Source organism: Terribacillus sp. FSL K6-0262 (assembly GCF_037977385.1).
In the GTDB taxonomy this organism is placed as follows: Bacteria; Bacillota; Bacilli; order Bacillales; family Amphibacillaceae; genus Terribacillus.
In genome coordinates this window covers 786,305-806,550 of the sequence record NZ_CP150277.1, presented here as the reverse complement: position 1 = coordinate 806,550, position 20,246 = coordinate 786,305, and the positions used below count along the sequence as shown (strand labels likewise).

Annotated in this window: 22 protein-coding genes, 1 tRNA gene and 1 pseudogene; 14 read left to right on the top strand and 10 right to left on the bottom strand. The window is 46.5% G+C overall.

Going from position 1 to position 20,246, the window contains the following annotated elements; all coding sequences use genetic code 11:
- Positions 1-67 precede the first annotated feature (67 nt).
- On the top strand, positions 68-2,203 hold the full coding sequence (locus MHI54_RS04185; protein WP_340082345.1) for an ATP-dependent Clp protease ATP-binding subunit: 2,136 nt from the start codon (positions 68-70) through the stop codon (positions 2,201-2,203).
- Between the two features lie 230 nt (positions 2,204-2,433).
- On the opposite strand, the gene lepB is transcribed toward MHI54_RS04185, so the two are convergent.
- From lepB to MHI54_RS04170, 3 genes are all read right to left on the bottom strand, one after another.
- Positions 2,434-2,985 carry a signal peptidase I gene (lepB, locus tag MHI54_RS04180; RefSeq protein WP_095214902.1) on the bottom strand — a complete coding sequence of 184 codons (552 nt, stop codon included), beginning with the start codon at positions 2,983-2,985 and terminating at the stop codon, positions 2,434-2,436.
- An 80-nt stretch (positions 2,986-3,065) separates the two neighbouring features.
- Positions 3,066-3,923 carry a glycosyltransferase family 8 protein gene (locus tag MHI54_RS04175; RefSeq protein ID WP_233134834.1) on the bottom strand — a complete coding sequence of 286 codons (858 nt, stop codon included), beginning with the start codon at positions 3,921-3,923 and terminating at the stop codon, positions 3,066-3,068.
- Between the two features lie 91 nt (positions 3,924-4,014).
- Positions 4,015-4,596, bottom strand: coding sequence for a GNAT family protein (locus MHI54_RS04170; protein ID WP_095214901.1), 582 nt, complete (start codon positions 4,594-4,596; stop codon positions 4,015-4,017).
- A 132-nt stretch (positions 4,597-4,728) separates the two neighbouring features.
- On the opposite strand from MHI54_RS04170, the gene MHI54_RS04165 reads away from it, so the two are divergent.
- Positions 4,729-5,625, top strand: a complete 897-nt coding sequence (locus tag MHI54_RS04165; protein ID WP_340082344.1) for a ComEC/Rec2 family competence protein — start codon at positions 4,729-4,731, stop codon at positions 5,623-5,625.
- Positions 5,626-5,650: 25 nt separating this feature from the next.
- Here MHI54_RS04165 and MHI54_RS04160 read toward each other — a convergent pair whose 3' ends face one another.
- From MHI54_RS04160 to MHI54_RS04150, 3 genes are all read right to left on the bottom strand, one after another.
- Positions 5,651-5,959 carry a DUF3243 family protein gene (locus MHI54_RS04160; protein ID WP_095214899.1) on the bottom strand — a complete coding sequence of 103 codons (309 nt, stop codon included), beginning with the start codon at positions 5,957-5,959 and terminating at the stop codon, positions 5,651-5,653.
- 94 nt (positions 5,960-6,053) lie between these two features.
- Positions 6,054-6,443: a GNAT family N-acetyltransferase gene (locus MHI54_RS04155; RefSeq protein WP_340082343.1), complete on the bottom strand. Its 390-nt coding sequence runs from the start codon at positions 6,441-6,443 to the stop codon at positions 6,054-6,056.
- On the bottom strand, positions 6,443-6,622 hold the full coding sequence (locus MHI54_RS04150; protein ID WP_340082342.1) for a hypothetical protein: 180 nt from the start codon (positions 6,620-6,622) through the stop codon (positions 6,443-6,445). Before MHI54_RS04150 ends, MHI54_RS04155 begins: the two co-directional genes overlap by 1 nt.
- Positions 6,623-6,754: 132 nt before the next feature.
- Between MHI54_RS04150 and MHI54_RS04145 the strand changes: the two genes are divergently transcribed.
- The 3 genes and pseudogenes from MHI54_RS04145 to MHI54_RS04135 all read left to right on the top strand — a co-directional run bounded on the left by MHI54_RS04145 (position 6,755) and on the right by MHI54_RS04135 (position 9,205).
- The gene (locus MHI54_RS04145; protein ID WP_095214897.1) at positions 6,755-8,179 is read left to right on the top strand and encodes an alanine/glycine:cation symporter family protein; all 1,425 of its coding nucleotides are present in this window, start codon (positions 6,755-6,757) and stop codon (positions 8,177-8,179) included.
- A gap of 114 nt (positions 8,180-8,293) precedes the next feature.
- A complete protein-coding gene (locus tag MHI54_RS04140) occupies positions 8,294-8,524 on the top strand; it encodes a hypothetical protein (protein ID WP_095214896.1) in 231 nt (76 codons plus the stop codon).
- A 96-nt stretch (positions 8,525-8,620) separates the two neighbouring features.
- Positions 8,621-9,205 (top strand): annotated as a pseudogene (locus MHI54_RS04135) (NAD(P)H-dependent oxidoreductase).
- On the opposite strand, the gene MHI54_RS04130 reads toward MHI54_RS04135, so the two are convergent.
- The gene (locus MHI54_RS04130) at positions 9,198-9,458 is read right to left on the bottom strand and encodes a hypothetical protein (RefSeq protein WP_095214895.1); all 261 of its coding nucleotides are present in this window, start codon (positions 9,456-9,458) and stop codon (positions 9,198-9,200) included. The pseudogene MHI54_RS04135 and the gene MHI54_RS04130 overlap by 8 nt on opposite strands.
- Positions 9,459-9,545: 87 nt before the next feature.
- On the opposite strand from MHI54_RS04130, the gene MHI54_RS04125 reads away from it, so the two are divergent.
- The 5 genes from MHI54_RS04125 to nadD all read left to right on the top strand — a co-directional run bounded on the left by MHI54_RS04125 (position 9,546) and on the right by nadD (position 13,326).
- Positions 9,546-9,782, top strand: coding sequence for a hypothetical protein (locus MHI54_RS04125; RefSeq protein ID WP_095214894.1), 237 nt, complete (start codon positions 9,546-9,548; stop codon positions 9,780-9,782).
- 112 nt (positions 9,783-9,894) lie between these two features.
- Positions 9,895-10,671, top strand: a complete 777-nt coding sequence (locus MHI54_RS04120) for an NUDIX hydrolase (RefSeq protein WP_340082341.1) — start codon at positions 9,895-9,897, stop codon at positions 10,669-10,671.
- A gap of 18 nt (positions 10,672-10,689) precedes the next feature.
- Complete coding sequence (locus tag MHI54_RS04115) at positions 10,690-11,253, top strand: isochorismatase family cysteine hydrolase (protein ID WP_095214892.1); 564 nt, start codon at positions 10,690-10,692, stop codon at positions 11,251-11,253.
- A complete protein-coding gene (locus tag MHI54_RS04110; protein WP_095214891.1) occupies positions 11,250-12,710 on the top strand; it encodes a nicotinate phosphoribosyltransferase in 1,461 nt (486 codons plus the stop codon). The genes MHI54_RS04115 and MHI54_RS04110 overlap by 4 nt, the downstream gene beginning before the upstream one ends.
- A gap of 1 nt (position 12,711) precedes the next feature.
- Positions 12,712-13,326: a nicotinate (nicotinamide) nucleotide adenylyltransferase gene (gene nadD / locus MHI54_RS04105; RefSeq protein ID WP_095214890.1), complete on the top strand. Its 615-nt coding sequence runs from the start codon at positions 12,712-12,714 to the stop codon at positions 13,324-13,326.
- Positions 13,327-13,393: 67 nt separating this feature from the next.
- Here nadD and MHI54_RS04100 read toward each other — a convergent pair.
- A tRNA-Ala gene (locus tag MHI54_RS04100) sits at positions 13,394-13,466 on the bottom strand.
- Positions 13,467-13,620: 154 nt separating this feature from the next.
- On the opposite strand from MHI54_RS04100, the gene MHI54_RS04095 reads away from it, so the two are divergent.
- From MHI54_RS04095 to MHI54_RS04080, 4 genes are read left to right on the top strand one after another with little or no spacing between them, the layout of a single operon-like run.
- The gene (locus MHI54_RS04095) at positions 13,621-14,499 is read left to right on the top strand and encodes an exonuclease domain-containing protein (protein WP_233134832.1); all 879 of its coding nucleotides are present in this window, start codon (positions 13,621-13,623) and stop codon (positions 14,497-14,499) included.
- A 45-nt stretch (positions 14,500-14,544) separates the two neighbouring features.
- A complete protein-coding gene (locus MHI54_RS04090) occupies positions 14,545-14,994 on the top strand; it encodes a hypothetical protein (RefSeq protein ID WP_095214888.1) in 450 nt (149 codons plus the stop codon).
- On the top strand, positions 14,976-16,733 hold the full coding sequence (locus MHI54_RS04085) for an ABC transporter ATP-binding protein (protein ID WP_095214887.1): 1,758 nt from the start codon (positions 14,976-14,978) through the stop codon (positions 16,731-16,733). The genes MHI54_RS04090 and MHI54_RS04085 overlap by 19 nt, the downstream gene beginning before the upstream one ends.
- 45 nt (positions 16,734-16,778) lie before the next feature.
- A complete protein-coding gene (locus MHI54_RS04080; protein ID WP_198946020.1) occupies positions 16,779-16,928 on the top strand; it encodes a hypothetical protein in 150 nt (49 codons plus the stop codon).
- Positions 16,929-16,964: 36 nt separating this feature from the next.
- Here the strand turns inward: MHI54_RS04080 and MHI54_RS04075 are convergent, their stop codons facing one another.
- Together MHI54_RS04075 and MHI54_RS04070 are read right to left on the bottom strand one after the other, a co-directional pair.
- On the bottom strand, positions 16,965-17,966 hold the full coding sequence (locus MHI54_RS04075) for a hypothetical protein (protein ID WP_095214886.1): 1,002 nt from the start codon (positions 17,964-17,966) through the stop codon (positions 16,965-16,967).
- Between the two features lie 137 nt (positions 17,967-18,103).
- Positions 18,104-20,032 (bottom strand): LTA synthase family protein, encoded by a 1,929-nt coding sequence (locus MHI54_RS04070; RefSeq protein WP_095214885.1) that lies wholly within the window; start codon positions 20,030-20,032, stop codon positions 18,104-18,106.
- Positions 20,033-20,246: the final 214 nt, after the last annotated feature.

Below are 20,246 nucleotides of genomic sequence, written 5' to 3'. Positions count from 1 at the left end.
GTCAAAGTCAAAGCGTGACACTTGACCAATTGAACCAAACAAAACGATTAGGGAGGTAATTGTATTTATGAAATGCCAACATTGTGGTGAACGAGAAGCAAATGTGAACTTGTTTATGCAATTCAATAACCAAAAACAACAATTACAGCTCTGCCATACTTGCTACAACGAAATGAAAAATACATCTAAAAATCCTGCAGGTTTCGCAAACAATGGCGGAACAATGGATGATTTCTTCAAGAATATCTTCCAAGGAGCACAATCCGGCTTCCAAGCCGGAGCCAACGGCCAAGCGCAAGCTGGCGGTAATGGCCGCGGAGGGCTGCTCGACTCACTTGGCAAGAACCTGACAGATGGCGCACGTGCAGGTCTGATCGATCCGGTAATCGGCCGTGAGCAAGAAGTGAAACGTGTCATCGAGACATTGAACCGACGCAATAAGAACAATCCAGTCCTGATCGGGGAGCCAGGGGTAGGTAAGACAGCTATTGCAGAAGGACTAGCTTTGCAGATCGTCGAAGGAAATGTACCTGTAAAGCTGCAAAATAAAGAAATCTACTTGCTCGATGTCGCTTCGCTGGTTGCAAACACAGGCGTACGCGGCCAATTCGAAGAAAAGATGAAACAGCTGATCTCTGAATTGCAGCAGCGTAAGAATGTCATCCTGTTCGTCGATGAAATTCACCTATTGGTCGGGGCCGGGTCTGCCGAAGGTTCCCAAATGGATGCAGGGAATATCCTGAAGCCGGCACTGGCACGCGGCGAGTTACAATTGATAGGTGCAACCACTTTGAAAGAGTACCGTCAAATCGAGAAAGACGCCGCGCTTGAACGCCGCCTCCAGCCGGTAATGGTGAAAGAACCGTCAGCAGGGCAGGCAATTGAGATCCTGAAAGGATTGCAGGAGAAATACGAAGCATACCATCAGGTTTCTTACACAGAGGATGCAATCAAGGCGAGCGTGAACTTGTCACAGCGTTATATCCAAGACCGCTTCCTTCCTGATAAAGCCATCGACTTGCTGGATGAAGCCGGTTCACGAATCAATCTGCTGACCGTGACAACTGATGAAGACGCAATCCAAGCTCGTCTTGCACAGATTGCCAAAGAGAAGGAAGAGGCTGCAGGCCGTGAAGATTACGAACGTGCAGCATATCTTCGCCAAGAAGAAATCCAGCTGGAACAAAAGCTTGAGGAACCGAAGAATGAAGAAAAAGGCGAAGTGACAGTCGAAGTCATCCAGCAGATTGTCGAAGAGAAAACAGGCATTCCTGTAACGAAAATCCAATCCGAAGAGCAGAATAAAATGAAAAACTTAGCTGCTAATTTGTCCAGCAAGGTCATTGGACAGCAGCAGGCAGTAGATCGAGTCGCCAAAGCAATTCGCCGCAGCAGAGCCGGTTTGAAATCCAAACAGCGCCCAATTGGTTCCTTCCTATTTGTCGGACCGACTGGTGTTGGGAAAACGGAATTGACGAAAGCCTTGGCAGAGGAGATGTTCGGTACACGTGATTCCTATATTCGTCTGGACATGAGTGAGTATATGGAACGTCACTCCGTGGCGAAACTTATCGGTTCACCTCCGGGATATGTCGGACATGAAGAAGCGGGACAGCTGACAGAGCGAGTGCGCCGCAATCCTTATACAATCGTCCTATTGGATGAAATCGAGAAAGCACATCCTGATGTACAGCATCTATTCCTGCAAATCATGGAAGACGGTCATTTGACAGACAGCCAAGGCCGAAAAGTGAGCTTTAAAGATACCGTGATCATCATGACAAGCAATGCAGGTACAGGGGATAAGCAGATCTCGGTCGGTTTTACGAATTCCAGCAATGAAGCGGTATCCGTAATCGAGAAGCTGGGCGCTTACTTCAAACCTGAATTCTTGAACCGCTTTGATTCCATCATCAGCTTTGATGAGCTGAAAGAGGAAGACTTGGTACGGATTGTAGAGCTTATGCTTGCAGATTTGACTAAGAATATGGAAGAAGAAGGCTACAAGCTGGAAGTGACAGACGCTGCAAAACACTTCCTGGCGAAAAAAGGCTATGATCCTCGCTTTGGCGCCCGTCCATTACGCCGAGTCATCCAGGATCAAGTAGAGGATAAAATCACCGACTATATTCTTGAAGAAGAGGATGCAAGCAGTATGGTAGTGGATTTGATTGATGAACAGATTACTGTAATTGGTAAATGATACGGAAGAGACTCATGCATGTAAAGCATGAGTCTCTTTTTTTATACAGTATAATAGACCTGCAAAAGAAAGAAAGCGGCAAAGTATGCAGTATACTTTTTAGCTCGGTGCCTGCGCTGATTGGACAATGTGGATATGTTGGATGGGTATAAGTTTAGTGGAATGGTTTACCAGCTAAGGAGAAAATAAAAAACAGTGCAATAGCCTGCACTGCTCGTCACTAAATTTATTCAATTGGTCCATCCTATCTGAGGGAATGGATAATATCGAAACTTAACTTCCCCGATAACGGAGTCTTGTGGGATCAAGCCGAACATCCTGCTGTCTTTACTGTTTCTGCGATTATCTCCCATGACGAACAGGTAACCATCAGGAATTGTATCTTCACCGATGACATCACGCAGCTTGAAGTTATTCGTAAATAATGCATCTCCCTGCATAGCTTCCTTCATCTCTTTCAGATAAGGCTCCCGATGCTTTTTGCCATTTACGTAGAGTACATCATTCTTGTACTCGATCGTGTCTCCAGGTACACCAATCACGCGTTTTACATAGCTTGCATCCTGATCTGGCGCGTGGAAGACGACTTCGTCAAAACGGTTGATTTCTCCAATCCGGCTGATGATGATTTTGTTCTGGTCTTCCAAAGTAGGGGCCATCGATTCGCCATATACGGTACTGGGAAAATAAAAAAAAGTGCGGAAAATGAATAAAGCGACAATGGCAATACCAACCGACAGCAGCACAGTGTATAGTGTGCGTCTAGCTTTCAGGGAAAGCACCTCCTTTAGTACCAGTGTAACATATACGGAGAGTCCATAGAAAAAACTGGAGTTTTTTTAACTCCAGTTTTACAACAATTTTATATAGATAAGGAACTCTTCGAAGCGGGTGCTGGCTGGCGGCCAAACGGGGTTTTAGCCAGATAGTCGTAGTAACCATCTGTGTAAGGGTGAATGGATCCTTTCTGCCAAGGTTTCTCTTCGCCGCAGAAATGGACGATTGATGGTTTCTCCCTTACCGTGCGCAAAACCCGCTCCTCCTCGAGTGATTTCGCTTTGTATTCTTTCAGGATAACATGTGTCTGGGCATTCCATTTTGGATGGAGCATGAGCCAGTCATTCCAAAGGATGGCGTTCAGTGCATCTTGATCATGCCAAGCCAGTTTATCTGGATTTTCATTGATGAATGTCAGCACTTTATCCGTAATATCATGGTCACGCCATGCCTGCATATCGATCAGCAGCAGACCAGAGTTGAAATAACGATCTTCCTTGGTGATGCCCATTTTTTCAAGGCGGTGGTGCTCACCGTAGTCGCCGACGGCTGCAATGATGTTTCCTTCCATCTCGATATCGAATAATTTCTTGACATCATCCAATATCAGCATATCGCAATCAACGTACAACGTCCGTTCGATGGCAGGATCCATCATTTCAGGAATGGAAATACGATAATAAGCCGCTTTTGAAATATGACGGCTGGCAATTGCGCCTTTGTATATTTCCACATTCACAGTGAGGAAATCAAGCGGCGCTCCATGGATTGCTGCAGTTTCCTTCAATAGCTGTTTCTTCTCGCGGCTGATTCCGCCGTCGATGATTGAAATGACAATATCCTCAGGGCTGGAAGTGTTTTCAAGTAAAGAACTTAATGTCATACCCAAATGCTGTGCGTAGTTGTCGTCTGTCGATGAAACAATATGCATTTTCTTCTTCATTTTACTTCTCATCTCCTTGGTGTGTATATAACACTTGGAAAATGAGACTAAACATATGAAGGAAAATTGTAATTCATTTGAAATATATTGATTAACCTTTTGCCTCATCATCGTTCGTCTTACTGTTTTCTTTTGCTTCCCATTCTTCCAGCAGCATGCCATAGACATTATGGTTCACATATCCATAGACGAGCCTTTCTGCTTGGCGGATTGTTCCTTCATGCGTGAAGCCGAGCTTCTCCGGGATTCTCCTGCTTCGTACATTCCCGATTGCACAACGGATTTCGACCCGGTTCAACCGAAGTTCAAGAAAGGCATAATCAAGGCATTTGCTGACGGATTTCTGCATCAGGCCCAGACCGGTGTAATCCTCTCCCAGCCAATACCCCAAGCTGGTGGAACGATTTTGCCAGTCAATCTTATGGAAGCCGATCACTCCGGCTAAAGCTCCTTGATACCATATTCCGGCAGTAAAGCCGTCATTGGCGGCGAATTGCTCCAGTGTTTGCTGGATGAATTGCCTGCTGTGCTCGACAGTCGTATTCTGATCTACCCAAGGAAGCCATTGCCGTAAGTGCTCACGGGAGCTGTCGATCAGCTGGAACAGCTTATCGCTATCGTGCTGCTCCAAAAGCTTCAAATAAGTGGCTGAGTCAATACGATGTGTAAACATGATATGATATGTCGCTCCTTTCCCAATGCTATTAGTATAGCATGTCCAGCCGATTGTTAAAATTAGGAGGAAAGCCTTCGTGCATACGAACCCTTTGCAGACTGCATCCTATGGAAAAAGGGGGCGGAACCAATGAAGAAATGGGTATGTTTGAGTTGTCTCTGCCTGATGCTTGTTTTTCCTGTCAATACTGCTGCAGAAAGCGGGAGTGGTATTTGGGACTATATATTTTCGCAAACGGAAGAAGCAGGCAAGCTCCAAGTTCATTTCCTCGATGTCGGGCAAGGTGACAGCATGCTGATACAAACGCCATCACATTATAATATACTCGTAGATGGAGGGGATAGGGAAGCCGGGGAGAAAGTGATGGAAGAGCTTTTGGCCAAGGGAGTGGAAAAGATAGATCTCCTGGTGGCGACGCATCCGGATATCGATCATATCGGCGGACTCCTTCCAATACTTGAAGAGCTGGAAGTAAAGCATGTCCTGGATAGCGGGAAATTATATACGACCAGAACGTATCAGCGATACACGGAGATCCTGGCAGAAAAACAAATACCGGTGACCATCGCCAAAGAAGGCCATTATTTATCCATAGATCCGCTTATTTCCTTGCAAATATTAAACGCCAATCATACGAAGGCGACAAATAATCAAGCGTCCATCGTATTGCGGCTTACGTATCGGACAGTCGATTTCCTGCTTATGAGTGATGCGGAAGCGCAGCAGGAATATAGGATGAGACATAATTTTGAAGTGGAATCGGAGGTTTATAAGGTTGCACATCACGGCTCCCGCACGAGTAATACACTCGCTTTCCTGAAAAAAGTGAAGCCTGATTACGCTGTGGTTTCCTATGGGAAGGATAATGAATTGGGGCATCCGACAAAAGAGGTTGTACGTAATTTGCGAAAGACTGGCGCTGTGCTCTATGCAACGGCCAAAGGCGGGACAATCAGTATTGAAACGAATGGTCTGTCTTGTCGGATCACCAGTGAAAAGCCCGATCCGATTTATCGGGCCAAATGAAAAAGCGGATCCGATCGGATCCGCTTTAATTTGTTCGGGCAGCCAGCTTCACGAGTGTATTCGCAAGTGGCTTTTTGTTCTCTTCATCAGCTGCAAGCCATAGCTGTTTGAGCAAGTACTCTTCACGATTGCGAGGTTCTTCATTTTCCGCAAGATAATCGGCAACGCGCTGGGCGGCTTTTGTCAAAGCCTCTTCGCTCAAACCGAGGCGTTCCCCTTGTTTCACTTTGTTTCCTAAATAATCCTGGAAGTCATGGAAGTTGTTCAGGATCTCGTTTTTTTCTTCTTGAGGTAAATTTTTCACAGTATTTTGCGCGCGAGCTTCATCTGTCATTTTTCATTGCCTCCTCTTATTGCGTCAGTAATGTATTTCCCACTGTGCAAATAGACAAACAATGAAAAGATCAAATATGCTGGTAAATGGAGGGTTACTCGGCATACGTCTTGCGGAACCCATAGAAGGGGCGGAATTTCTTTTGTTCGTAGTACGATTTTGACGTACTGGTTGCCAGCATCTCCATGCGTGTAGAAGGGAACAGATCATGAGCTTCTTGAAGGAGCCTGCCGCCGACACCTTGCCCGCGCAGGCTGTCAGCTACCAGCAGTTCGGCAACGAGAAGCGTGATGACTTTATCCGTGATACAGCGGATATATCCGCTGATCATCCCATCCTTCACAGCAACCAGAGCAGGAGCCGATCCCTTCATCGCTTGGTCGAAGCGCTTGGGATCAGCGGCGAGTGTAGTCCAGCCCTCTGTCTTTAATAATGAAATGATCGAGCGCAGATCTTCCGTCTGATAGGGACGTATCGCTATCATTATTTTTGCCCCTTTTGTTTTCCTTTTGGCATCGATCCGAAAACGATTGCCCATATACAGCCCATTGCTAACCCGATTGCGACACTTTGAAGGGCGATACCGAACAGTATTGCCGTAATGATGCCGACTGTGATCGCCAAAGGGTAGCGGAAGGGTTTTTTCTCCTTGGTTTGCGTCAATTCTTATCCCACCTTGCTTTTGTAATTCCAGTATAACATGAATGACAGACTGCTATGGAAGGAAAAAACATTGCGCATCATGTTAGATTTTGTTACATTGAAAAGGTGTATTTTTAATGGGGAGAGAAAGAAATGGATATATTATTAAAAATAATACAGTCCGCGAGCGATTTTATGTGGACTTATATCATGATGGGGTTATTGCTCCTTGTCGGTCTCTATTTTACCCTTCGGCTTAAATTGGCGACATTCACGCAAATACCGCATATGTTTAAACTGATCGGTGAAAAGTCTGCTGATGGGAAAGGAGTCAGTTCGTTCCAGGCCTTCTGTATCAGTGCAGCTGCCCGGGTAGGTACTGGCAACCTGGCAGGTGTGGCACTGGCAATCTCTGTCGGCGGTCCGGGCGCAGTATTCTGGATGTGGCTGATGGCCTTCCTGGGTGCAGCTTCCGGGTTCATCGAGGCAACACTGGCGCAGATCTATAAGACACGTGACGGTGAAGCTTCCTTCCGGGGAGGGCCGGCTTACTATATGGAGAAAGCCCTGGGACAGCGCTGGTTGGGAGTCACTTTTGCTGTGATCATTACGTTGACATTCGGTCTTGCCTTTAATTCCGTCCAGGCCAATACGATCGTAAGTGCATTCCACAGTTCTTTCGGTATCAGCAAAGAATTGCTGGCGGTCGTTATGACAGTCGTCAGTGCACTTATCATCTTCGGGGGAACCAAGGTGATTGTCAAAGTATCCGAAATCATCGTGCCGGTGATGGCAGGGGGATATATCCTGCTGGCGATCGGTATCATCATCTTCCATATCACAGATATTCCGCATGCATTCATGATTATTTTCCAGGATGCTTTCGGCATCAGGGAAATTGCTGGCGGAGCTGTCGGTACTGCTATGATGCAAGGTATCAAACGAGGCATGTTCTCCAATGAAGCCGGTATGGGTAGTGCGCCGCAAGCTGCGGCTACTGCCAATGTATCCCATCCGGTGAAACAAGGCTTCATCCAATCATTTGGGGTATATGTCGATACATTTGGTGTCTGTACAGCTACTGCATTTATCGTCATTCTTTCTGGTCTCTATACAAGTACGGAATCTGATGGAATCGTACTGACACAGGATGCGTTGAGTTCACTTGTGGGATCATGGGCAGGAATCTTCATCGCTTTGATCGTCCTCTTGTTTGCCTTCTCATCTGTAGTCGGTAACTATTTCTATGGGGAGTCGAACATCAATTTCATCAAGCCTAGCAAAACATGGCTGTTCATCTATCGCGTCGCAGTAGTTGCGATGGTTGCAGTCGGTTCCGTGGCAAGCCTTGATTTTGTGTGGGGAGTGGCCGATCTCTTCATGGCAATCATGGCATTCATCAACTTGATCGCCATTGTGCTGCTTGGAAGAATCGCTTTCCGTGCTTTGAAAGATTATATGACCCAAAAGCGGGCTGGGAAAAACCCACAATTCTATGCAGACAGCGTAGCGGGAATCCCGAATGTTGACGAAGATGTTTGGGCAAAGCAAGCTGACAAATCAAGGGTATCCTCTTAAGAGGGTGCCTTTTTTGTTTAGCATAAAATGATTTAGATAAGTTAAGAAACACGACAGCAGGGAAGGACTAGGCGTACAATGGAATCAGAACTATGGACAAAGGAGTTTTGCTCCATGCAGAAAACAGCGCTTATATCGCTCGTGTTCGGGGTCATCAGTCTGTTTCTTTCTCTATACGGTATCTTCTTCGGGATCATTGGTTTTGTCCTTGCGTTACATACGATAAGGAAAGCTGATCATGTCGAAAGGGCAGGAAGAGGTATGGCAATCGGAGGGATGGCCACGAGTATCATCGGTGCAGGCTATCAAATCGTGGCCATCCTTATCCTTGCTTTGACAGGATAAATGAAAAAGAGTGCAGGTATAACGCCGGCATTCTTTTTTTTGTAACTTTTTTTAATGATTGGCGTATAGGAGATAGCTTGATTCAGGAGGGATTAAATGAACGCTTTACTGGTATACACTCATCCGAATCATGCATCACTCAGCTATAGCTTTTTACAGGCAGTGCAAGAAGGCATCCAAGCCAACCCTGCCATCAGCAAAACCGATACGATTGATTTGTATGAGGAAGACTTCGATCCTGTCTTGGTTTTCAATGAAAAAAAGCGGCGCCGGGATATGCACAACGAACCGGATTTTGCATCATATCGCGACAAAGTCAGTCAGGCCGATTTGCTTGTATTCGTCTATCCGATTTTTTGGGGGCGGCCGCCGGCGATGCTGCTAGGGTTCATCGATCAAGTCTTTGCAGCAAATTTTGCCTATCGGGATTAGGGCCTGCTGCCGGAGGGACTTTTGAAAGGAAAGCTGGCAGTATGTGTTTCGACGATGAAAGGCCCCTCCGTATATAGCCGTTTTTATTTGCGAAATGCCCATAAAATCCTGATGAAGCGAGCATTGTTTCAGTTTGTCGGCATTCGCAAGTTTAAGATCTTCGAGTTTGGCAGCATGGAAAAGCAGGGCGGAAAACAGAAAAAGTATCTGAGTCGAATCGAAACATTCTTTCGTAAGCTGTCTAAATAGGCAGCTGTTCCAAATCATAGTATTTATTCCTGACATCCTGTATATCATTTTTAGCTAAGCTGCGGCTGATCTGATCCAGCAAGGAAGCGAATGTTTCATCTTCAATGCGCTCCGACTGCTGGGCAATCCGGGTGGATACTGATTCCAAAACTGCTTCTGATATGTTTCCGATTTCGTGAATCCGGAAGTATTTCTGAATTTCCCGGATGGCCGTCTCTTTATAGGTCGCTTGCCATTCGTCATAAGTCGGCATAGTACATACCCCTTTCTATTCAACAAGGAGCTTCGTCCTGTTATACTGTCTATGACTCATCATGCGACCTGGAAAGGAAGAAAGCAAATGTTACGAAAAATAAATGCTCTGCTCGCCATGATTGTCATTGCGATCGGCGTCTACCGATATATCGATCAGGATTATGAAGTGAATCCCAAATTGATGCTGCCGCTATTATCTCTTATGTTTTTGCTGTTTGCAATTGAGGCGAGCTTGAACAAAAGAAAGCTGATTGCCGGATTATATGCCGTCATTTTCGTGATTGTCGTTGTTGCAATGGCCATGATTTTGACACAGACATAAGTCTCCTTCATCCCAGAGGAGGCTTTTTTGTTTATCCTTGACAAGAAGAAGGTAACTTGCATACAATACGATTAACATTTAACATATTGTTAATTAAAAGGAGATTATATGATTGAAGTCGAATAAAGAAGTGAAACACTATGATGTCAGCCGCTATCGCACACCTGATGGTTATACCTCGGACATAGCCGTATTTACGATTACATCGGAAAAAACGAAAGCATATGCCCCGCCCAAGATGGAGCTAAAGCTGATGCTCATTAAGCGAGCGGAGCTTGATACGGAGGGGGATCCCAATATCGAAGCAGGTAAATGGGCATTGCCAGGAGGATTCGTGGCACCGGAAGAAACTGCCCTTGAGGCAGCCAGCCGTGAATTGAAAGAAGAGACGGGTATAGAGCACATTCATCTGGCGCATTTCGGTGTTTATGATCAGCCCGGACGGGATCCGCGCGGATGGATCATTTCGAATGCACATTATGCCATTGTGCCGGAGCATGCATTATGTGACAGAAGAGCGAGTGATGATGCTGCCGATGTGGAATTGTTTTCATTAGAGGAACTCGAGTGGGATCTGTTGGCATTCGATCATTCAGCCATCATTCGTGATGCCGTCGCTCATATCTCGCGGGATTTATTGCAAACTACAGTTGCAAAGCAATTCCTGCCGGAGGCATTCACCTACTCGGAGCTGCAGGCTGTCCTGCTTACCGTCACCGATGACAAGGCAATCCGGAATGAACAGGCGTTTGCACGTAAAATCAAGTCACTGCCTTTCATTGAAGCAGTCGAAGGCCAAAAGACACAGCGTACCTCCAAGCTTCCGACACAGCTTTATCGTTTCGTGGATGCAGAAATAAAGCAATCGATTTATACAGCCCGTCATTAATCAAGAGGAGGATTTAGGATGAAGGCATTGATCAATATCGATTATACCAATGATTTTGTGGCAGAAAACGGAGCGCTCACTTGCGGGGAGCCTGGACGTGAGATCGAGGAGCGGCTGACAGCGATCACCTCCGGATTCATCGAGAGTGGGGACTATGTTGTTTTTGCCATCGATAAGCATGAGGAAGGGGATGCATTCCATCCGGAAACAAAGCTGTATCCGCCCCACAATATCGAAGGGACACAGGGGAGGGATTTGTACGGAAGACTTGCCGAGGTATATGAAACGGCAAAACAGAAAGCGAATGTGTACTTTATGGATAAGACAAGGTACAGTGCATTTGCTGGTACCGACCTGCTGCAGCGGCTCAAGGAACGAGGGATTGAGGAAATCCATGTGATTGGCGTGGCCACGGATATTTGTGTTTTTCACACGCTTGTCGATGCTTATAACTATGGCTTCAAAATCATCGTCCATGCCGATGCGGTGGCGAGCTTCCATCAGGAAGGGCATTCCTATGCGCTGCATCATTTTAAAAACGTATTAGGTGCTGAAGTTGTCGAAGGAGGAAAGGAAAAATGACATATTATCAGGACGATAGCACTGCATTGCATACCGACCTTTATCAAATCAATATGGCCCAGACATATTGGAAGGATGGAAAACATAATCGCAAAGCCGTATTCGAACTGTTTTTCCGTAAGCAGCCATTTGGCAATGGCTTTGCCGTCTTTGCCGGCTTGGAGCGTGTCATCGATTACCTGAAGGATTTCCGCTTCTCGAACTCCGATTTGGACTATCTGGAGCAGGAGCTTGGATATGATGGAGCATTCATCGCCTACTTGCGCGAGCTGCGTTTTACTGGCGATTTGTACAGCATGCAGGAGGGGGAGCTGGTTTTCGGTACCGAACCGATCATCCGGGTGGAAGCGCCGCTGGCCCAGGCCCAGCTCATCGAAACGGCTTTGCTGAATATCGTGAACTATCAAACGCTGATTGCCACGAAAGCAGCCCGTATCATGCAGGTCTTGGATGAGGGGGATACTGCAATGGAATTCGGCTCCCGGCGTGCCCAAGAGATGGATGCAGCCATTTGGGGGACCAGGGCTGCCTACATCGGCGGGTTCCATGCTACGTCGAATGTGAGAGCGGGTAAGAAATTCGGCATCCCGGTTGCCGGTACGCATGCCCACGCACTTGTACAGGCATATATCGACGAGTATGAGGCCTTTCGCAAGTATGCAGAAAGCCATGTGGACTGTACTTTCCTTGTAGATACGTATGATACATTGAAGTCGGGTGTGCCTAATGCCATCAGGGTAGCAAAAGAAATGGGAGATAAAATCAATTTCAATGCCATTCGGCTGGATAGCGGAGATCTCGCTTATTTGTCAAAGCAAGCGCGCAAGATGCTGGATGAAGCGGGTTTCACGGAAACGAAAATAACTGCCTCCAATGATTTGGATGAGGAAACAATCGGGGCATTGAAGGCACAGGGCGCAAAGATCGACAATTGGGGCATCGGCACCAAGCTCATAACCGCGTATGATCAGCCTGCATTGGGGGCCGTTTATAAAATCGTCTCCATCGAGGATGACAATGGCAATATGGTCGATACAATCAAAATCAGCGCCAATCCTGAAAAAGTATCCACCCCTGGTTTGAAACGTGTCTATCGGATCATAAATCGGGTCAATCAGAAATCGGAGGGGGATTATATTGCGCTAAAGGATGAAAAGCCAGAGGATGAAAAGAGGCTTAAGATGTTCCACCCGACTTATCCGTACATCAGTAAGTTCGTAACGGACTTCGAGGCGAAGGAGCTTCAGCAGCCTATTTTCCGGAATGGCGAGCTCGTCTATGAGCTGCCATCACTGAAAGAGACGCGTGAATATGTGAAGCACAGCCTCACCTATCTATGGGATGAATATAAACGGACACATAACCCCGAAGCGTATCCTGTCGACTTGAGCACAGCTTGCTGGAACAATAAGATGCAATTGATTGAACACATCAAGTCACAGCTGGAGGAGAAGTGATATGGGGAAAATCGGAATTTATGGTTCTTCCTTCGATCCGATTACCAATGTCCATTTATGGACCGCCAGCACGGTAGCCCATCGCTGCAAGCTGGATAAGGTGATCTTCCTGCCTTGCTCCAGTAAGCGGAAGGATAAAAAACTCAATACGACCGACGAACATCGTTGGCAAATGGTTCAGATGGCTATACAGGATAATGACCGTTATATTGCCGATGATTACGAAATGAAGCAAGAAGCCTGGAATGCGTATACCGAGCAGACACTGAAGCATTTCAAGGAAGTCTATCCAGATGATGAGATATATTTCATCATGGGTGCAGATCTGCTTGAGGATATCGGAGCAGGCAAATGGGGAAATAGCGAAGAACTGGTGCGTGATAATCGATTCATCGTCATGGCCCGTAACGGTATTGATATGCTGAAAGTCATCAGTCGTTCACCGCTTTTGCGCAACCATGATGACGGCCAAACCTTTCATCTGATTGATAAAGGGCTGGCGATGGAAATCAGCTCCACTTATATCCGCGATGAGCTCGCTGTTGGAGGAGAGCCGAGATATTTGCTGCCGGAGAGCTGTTATCGGTATATCAAGGAGCATCGGATATATGGATGATAGATCATTTCATTGGGAAAAACGAAAAAGAGGCATAAATCAGTATGCCTCTTTTTCGCTATCTTAGTGGAGCATAGCGGGCTCGAACCGCTGACCTCTTCGCTGCCAGCGAAGCGCTCTCCCAGCTGAGCTAATGCCCCGTATGTAATTGATGATCCGTCACAAAAGTATTATAGCGCTTCTTTGCGTTTCTGGCAATATCTTTTTTGCAAGCATGATTGTCGGACTCTATCGGCTGCTATGATATAATCTAAATAATATAATGTCGATTTGGAGGACGATGGAGTGCGGTTTGTGAGTATAGATTTCGAGACGGCGAATCGGTATTGGTCCAGTGCTTGTTCGGTCGGTGTTGCTGTAGCGGATGAGACAGGTGTGATGGAGGAATGGTACACACTGATCAACCCGCTGATGGATTTTGAAGATCAGAACATCCAGGTGCATGGGATTCTTCCGCGTGATGTGGAGGATGCGCCGACGTTCAAGGAAATCTGGCCCAAGCTGAGCAGCTATCTGGCCGGCAATGTCGTCATTGCGCATAATGCCAGCTTTGATATGGGTGTGATTCGCAAGGCTGCGGCACGTTTTGGATTGGAGATGCCGGATTTTGATTATCTTTGTACGCGGATCATCGGCAAGAAGGTGTGGCCGGATATGGAGAACCATCGGCTGAATACCTTGGCTGCCAGCAAGGATATCAGCTTTGCGCACCATAATGCCATGGAGGATGCACGAGTGGCAGCGAATATCTTCCTTCATGCGATGGCTGATTCAGGTGCACAGAGTATCGAGGAGCTGACCAAAGTATTGAAGGTGAAGCAAAAAAGCATCCATGATACAAGCTCCTCTGGCAGCAGGTCACGATATGGGGATATCAAGCCTCAGACGGATCAATTCGATCCGGCCCATCCGTTCTACCGGAAGCAGGTGATGTTCACCGGGACGATGAAAAGCTTGAAACGGAAGGATGCGATCCAAAAGCTGGTCAATGTAGGCGGCGTGCATACAGACAGGATGGATGCGTCTACACGGTATCTCGTTGTCGGAGCAAGGGATTATGAGAAGTTCGCTGCTGGCAAGAAAACGAGCAAGCTTGTGCAAGCGGAGCGGATGATTGAGAATGGGAGACCATTGCGAATCATATCAGAGGAAAAGTTCCTATCATTGGTATAAGGAGTTCTCATCGGGAGGACTCCTATTTTTACTGGGAGAGATGATATGTTTGAAATAATGGAAACGGATATTGCGGCAGGAACGTATAAGCCAATGGTTGAAAGATTATGCGATGTCTGCGACACATTCACATTTGCTGTACTGCCTAAGCGGATGATGGGGCAAACAGAATCGCTCCGCCGGCTGTTGACAGAGCTGGATCCATATTTAAAAGAGGTCGTTCATGCGAATGGTACATGCGCGAATCTTTTTGAACCGCATATATCGGCAGCGAATCATCATTACCATATATGCGAGCAGTCACGGCGGGTGATTTTGGGGGCGGCGGATGATCTTTTTGCCTGGCAGCAGCCGGAGCTTCCGGAGGATTTGTCTTTTTTAAAGAAAGAAAAGGAGTATTTCGTAACGAATGCACATGAAGGTTATGCGATGCTTTTTGAAGTGGATAGTCATTTATTGGAACTTAGGGGGTCAAGATGGATCAAAACCGATTAGAAAAGAAACCATTTGATTGGCGGCTATTCCTGGCATTGGTCAAAGGGACGAACCCGCCGCGAGGAATTGTCATGACGGCATTGATCATGAGTCTATTGACGACGGGTGTCGGATTCACTGTTCCGTTGTTCACGAAAAATCTGGTGGACGGTTTCAGCGGGCAATCGTTCACTGGCGGTCAAATTGCCATACTGGTAATGGCTTTCGTGCTGCAGGCGCTGGCCAGTGGATTGTCCATTTACTTGCTGGCCAAAGTCGGACATCATGTCGTAGCGAAACTGCGGGAGCGTTTATGGGAGAAGCTATTGCATCTTCCGATTCGTTTTCACCATAACAATGAAACAGGCGAGACGCTCAGCCGCGTGACGAATGATACAACGATTGTCAAAGAGCTGATTACAGATCATCTGACTAGCTTCGTGACTGGCATCATATCGATTGTCGGCTCCATCATCATTTTGCTTATCCTCGATTGGAAGATGACCATCGTCATGCTGCTGGCTGTTCCGATAGCCATCCTTATCATCATGGTGCTTGGACGTCAGATGTATCGGGTATCAAAGACGATGCAGGAAGAGACGGCTAAATTCACAGCTGTCCTGAATCAAGTCCTTCCGGAAATGAAGCTCGTCAAAGCTTCCAATGCCGAGCGTGTCGAATTGGAACGCGGGAACAAAGGGATCCGGTCATTATTCACATATGGCTTGAAGGAAGCAAAGATACAGGCGCTGCTTTCACCGCTCATGCTGTTCATCATGATGCTTCTGCTGGTGACCATCATTGGTTACGGCGGGGTACGTGTCGCATCGGGTGCATTGTCAGCAGGAGATATGGTTGCCTTCATTCTGTATTTGTTTCAGATCATCATGCCGATGACACAGCTGTCGATGTTCTTCACACACCTGCAGAAGGCGATGGGGGCGACGGAGCGTATTTATGATGTACTTGGAGAAGAAATAGAGGATGCAGATAGAGGTAAATCCATTCAGCAGGTGGATGGGGATTTGCATATTGAACATGTGAGCTTTGCTTATCACTCAGAACAAGTATTGCATGATCTTAGTTTTACCGCTCCTGCCGGTAAGGTGACGGCTATTGCCGGACCAAGCGGCGGGGGGAAATCGACACTTTTTGGCTTGCTGGAGCGGTATTACGAACCGACAAGCGGCATGATCAGGCTGGCTGATACGCCTATCCAGGATTACAAGCTGCAGGACTGGCGGCGTCAAATCGGGTATGTGGCACAGGAGACAGCATTATTATCCGGCACGATCCGTGAGAACATCTGTTATGGCTTGGAGCGAGAGGTGTCGGATGAAGAATTGGAACGCGTATCGGAGATGGCTTATGCCAAGCAATTCATCGAAGAGCTGCCGGATGGTTATGAGACGAAGGTGGGAGAACGGGGAATCAAGCTCTCTGGCGGGCAGCGCCAGCGTATAGCTATCGCCAGGGCGCTCTTGCGTGATCCGCAGATCCTGATGCTGGATGAAGCGACCTCAAGTCTGGATAGCAGTTCGGAAATCTATGTCCAGCAAGCGCTGCAAAATCTGATGCGGGATCGGACTACCTTTGTGATAGCTCACCGGCTGTCGACAATTGTGGATGCCGATCAAATCGTCTTCATTGAAAAAGGAAGCATAACAGGTATTGGAACCCATGAGGAGTTATTCAAGCAGCACGACCTGTATCGTGAGTTCGCATCACAGCAGCAGCTGCTGGCAGGTAAGATGGAATAAATGGATCCTTCTTTTCGCATAATAGACAAAAAAGGGGGTTCTGTCATGCCGAAGAAAAAGCCCAATAATGATCATCAATTCAAAGAAAACAAGAACCATGGCGAAAAGCGCAATGGCCGATTGAGCCAGTTCAAGAACAACGTCAATGGATCAGGCGATGCGGAAAACGAATATATTTCCGCTAAAGAAGACTGAAAAAGCTGCTGCCTTTCATAAGAGGCAGCAGCTTTTTCATTTCATCCAATTCACAAGCATAAACAAGATCGGCAATACAAAAATCAACGAAGATGTCGTCACGATCCAGTTAGAGTTCGCCAGCTCCATATCAAGATCATACAGCCGCGGCGGCACAAGTGAAGCTACGGCAGGCGGCATGGCGGACATGATGACGAGTACCTGTAACAGGATGCCGTCATATAAGCTGCCAAGGCCGATCAAGTAGGCACTGCCTGTGATGATAAGCGGAACAGCAAGAAACTTGATTGGTATCAGCCAGATACTAAGCTTCCAATACTTTTTGACGGAAGCGATGCGCATACTGAAGCCGACCGGAACCAAAAGTAGGATGGAAGCCAATGCAACCAAAGCCGAATTGCTTGCCCCCAGCCATTCGAATCGATCGATTGGAGATAAGTTCAGTGCAGCACCGACGATAATCGAACAGAAGGTGATCATGATGAAGGGATCTTTAATGATTCTCATCACACGTGATCCAGGTGCATTTCCTTCGATTGATCCATATGATTTTGCAATCGGGTAAATGATTGTATAATAAGTGAATTCCTCGAGTAAACGGAACATGGCTGCATAGGCGACTGCTTCCTCGCCGATGAAGAGCACGCAGAAGAGCACACCGAAGCTGCCCAGATTCAGAAATGCGCCAGATACAAACATGGAACCGATTTGATCATTCGGAAGCTGTCTCCATTTGGAGTAGAGAAATGCCAAACCAGCACCAAGAAAGATGGTTATGATTCCGAAGATGGGCAAGTAAATCAGCCTGATATTGGTCAGATCAGCAGACCAAAAGGCGCTGATCAGAATGATGGGATTCAGGACAAGCAAGACGACCCGAATCAATGCGTTCATGAAATAATTAAGCGAGAACCATTCCGGCAGCCGATATTTCTCGGCGATGATCCGGATGGCCCTGCCGATGATGAGACCGATAAGAATGATGGATACGGCATAAATGAAGCTTCCGATAAAGCCATACCTCCTTTCAGCTGTCATGCTGTTGTTGTATTCCCTATTTTCTATTATATACAGCATTCTCAATTGTATCGATATTGCTCTGCATTGTCTAAAGAAATTAGTGATTTGGGCTTGTATAAAAAAACACCTGCCACATAACTGGCAGGTGTTCCAAATCATTTTTCCTCTTCTTGGCGATTATTATAATCATAATCGCTCGGATTCACTGGTGTCCAGCCTTCCGGGTCATAGAAGCGGAGCAGGTCACCATATAGGATTTTGTCATTGAGACTTAATTTCTCGGCTAATTCATCTTTTTCGGACTCGATTTCCTTGATTTCATCTTCATCCTTGATCACTTCACCGGTTTCGGTATCGTAATAATCATCACCGATCACCGTGTAATCCTTGCTGATGAAGTCGCCATTACGCAGACCGACTACACCGTTATGCTCTTCTGATAATAAATCGGTACCGAACTGGATATATTTCGAAGAGTCGATGCCAAGCAAATGCTCAAGCGTAGGCAGAACATCAAGTTCACCGCCATACGTATGGTTCACGCCGCCTTCAAGGCCTGGCGCCTTGATCATAAGCGGGACACGCTGCAATTGTGCATTCTCATAATCGGTGATTTCTGTACCGATGATTTGCTCCATTGCTCTATTATGGTTCGTTGAGATACCGTAATGGTCGCCATAAAGCAGAATGACGGAATTGTCATACAAGCCGGATTCCTTCAAGTCTTGGAAGAATTGCTCAAGTGCTTCATCCAGATAACGTGCGGTCTGGAAGTAGTTATCGACAGTGGTATCGCCTGTCGTTGCTTTATCGATCGTTGCATCCTCCGGATCAAGCGTGAACGGATAGTGGTTCGTCAGCGTGATCAAGTGGGCATAGAATGGCTGTGGCAGCGACTCTAGCATCGGCATGGATTCCTCGAAGAAAGGCTTGTCCTTCAAACCATAGTTGATCGAGTTTTCCATGTTGTAATACGTGGAATCGAAGAAATGATCGACTCCGAATTGCTTGTAAATCTCATCACGGTTCCAGAATGTTTTCTCATCACCGTGGAATACTGCGCTCGTATAGCCTTGTTCCTGGTTCAGGATGGCAGGAGCTGCTTGATATGTGTTCGTACCTTTTACAGAAAAGGCAGATCCCTGCGGAAGACCGTAGAGGGAGTTATCCATCAATAGCTCCGCATCGGCTGTCTTACCTTGTTCTGTCTGGTGGAAGAAGTTGTCGAAATAAGTGATTTCCTTATCATTCACCAGTGAATTCAGGAACGGCGTCACTTCTTCACCATTCAATTTATAATTGATCAGGAAGCTTTGGAAGCTTTCCAAATGAATCTTGATGACATTCATGCCTTCGGCTTTACCGAAGTATTCTGGATTCGGTTCTGCATAATTCTTGTCTACGAAATCCTTTACTTCCGTTACGTCATTCGGACTAGCCATGACGCGCTGTGTGGAAGTTTTCGCGTTTTGTACTGCATCATAGATCGTATAGTTATATGGTCCAAGGTATTTCACCAAGTACGTACGGTCGAATGTACGCTGCAGCAGCTGCGGGCGATCAACCTCAGCCAATCCCAGGTTGATTGCGAATAGTGCAATACCGGAAACGATGACCATAGCCGTCTTCCGGAAAGCAAGGCGCTCGGTAGTCCAGTTCTTTCTAGTGTAGACATACAATACAATCAACAGGATGATGTCCAGGAAGTAAATGAAATCAAAGCCTTCCATCAGCCCGAAGATGCTGCCGCCCATACCGGAGCTTAGGTTGTCCGTCTGTTTCAAGGTAGGCAGCGTAATGAAATCATTAAAGAATCGGTAGTACAGGACATTGGCATAAAGCAGGAAGCTCATGAAGAAATCGATGACCAGCAGCCAGATTCCCATCCTTCTGCCCTTTGCCAAGAAGGCGAGACCGAGGAAGACGATGCTCGCACTGAATGGGTTGATTACGAGCAGGAATTCCTGCATGGCGTTTGTTATATCTAAATTAAATTCCTTTTGGTAGGTTAAATACGTCTTGGCCCATAAGAAAATAACGGCCAGCGTAAAAAATCCTTTCCTTGAAGCCAGAAGCTTCTTCATTATCTTTCACCTCTTCATTTTCTTATCAGGCATCTACTGAATAAATCAACGACATTGATTCTATCAAATTAACAATCTAAAAAACAACCAAAACCCTGCAACAAAATTTGGGCTCATAATCTATTAATATAACAGATTCCCCTGAAAAAGCAAAATGAGAAAAATATCCATAAAAAAAGAGTGCGTCTGCACTCTCAGATTGTAGAGAAATCCC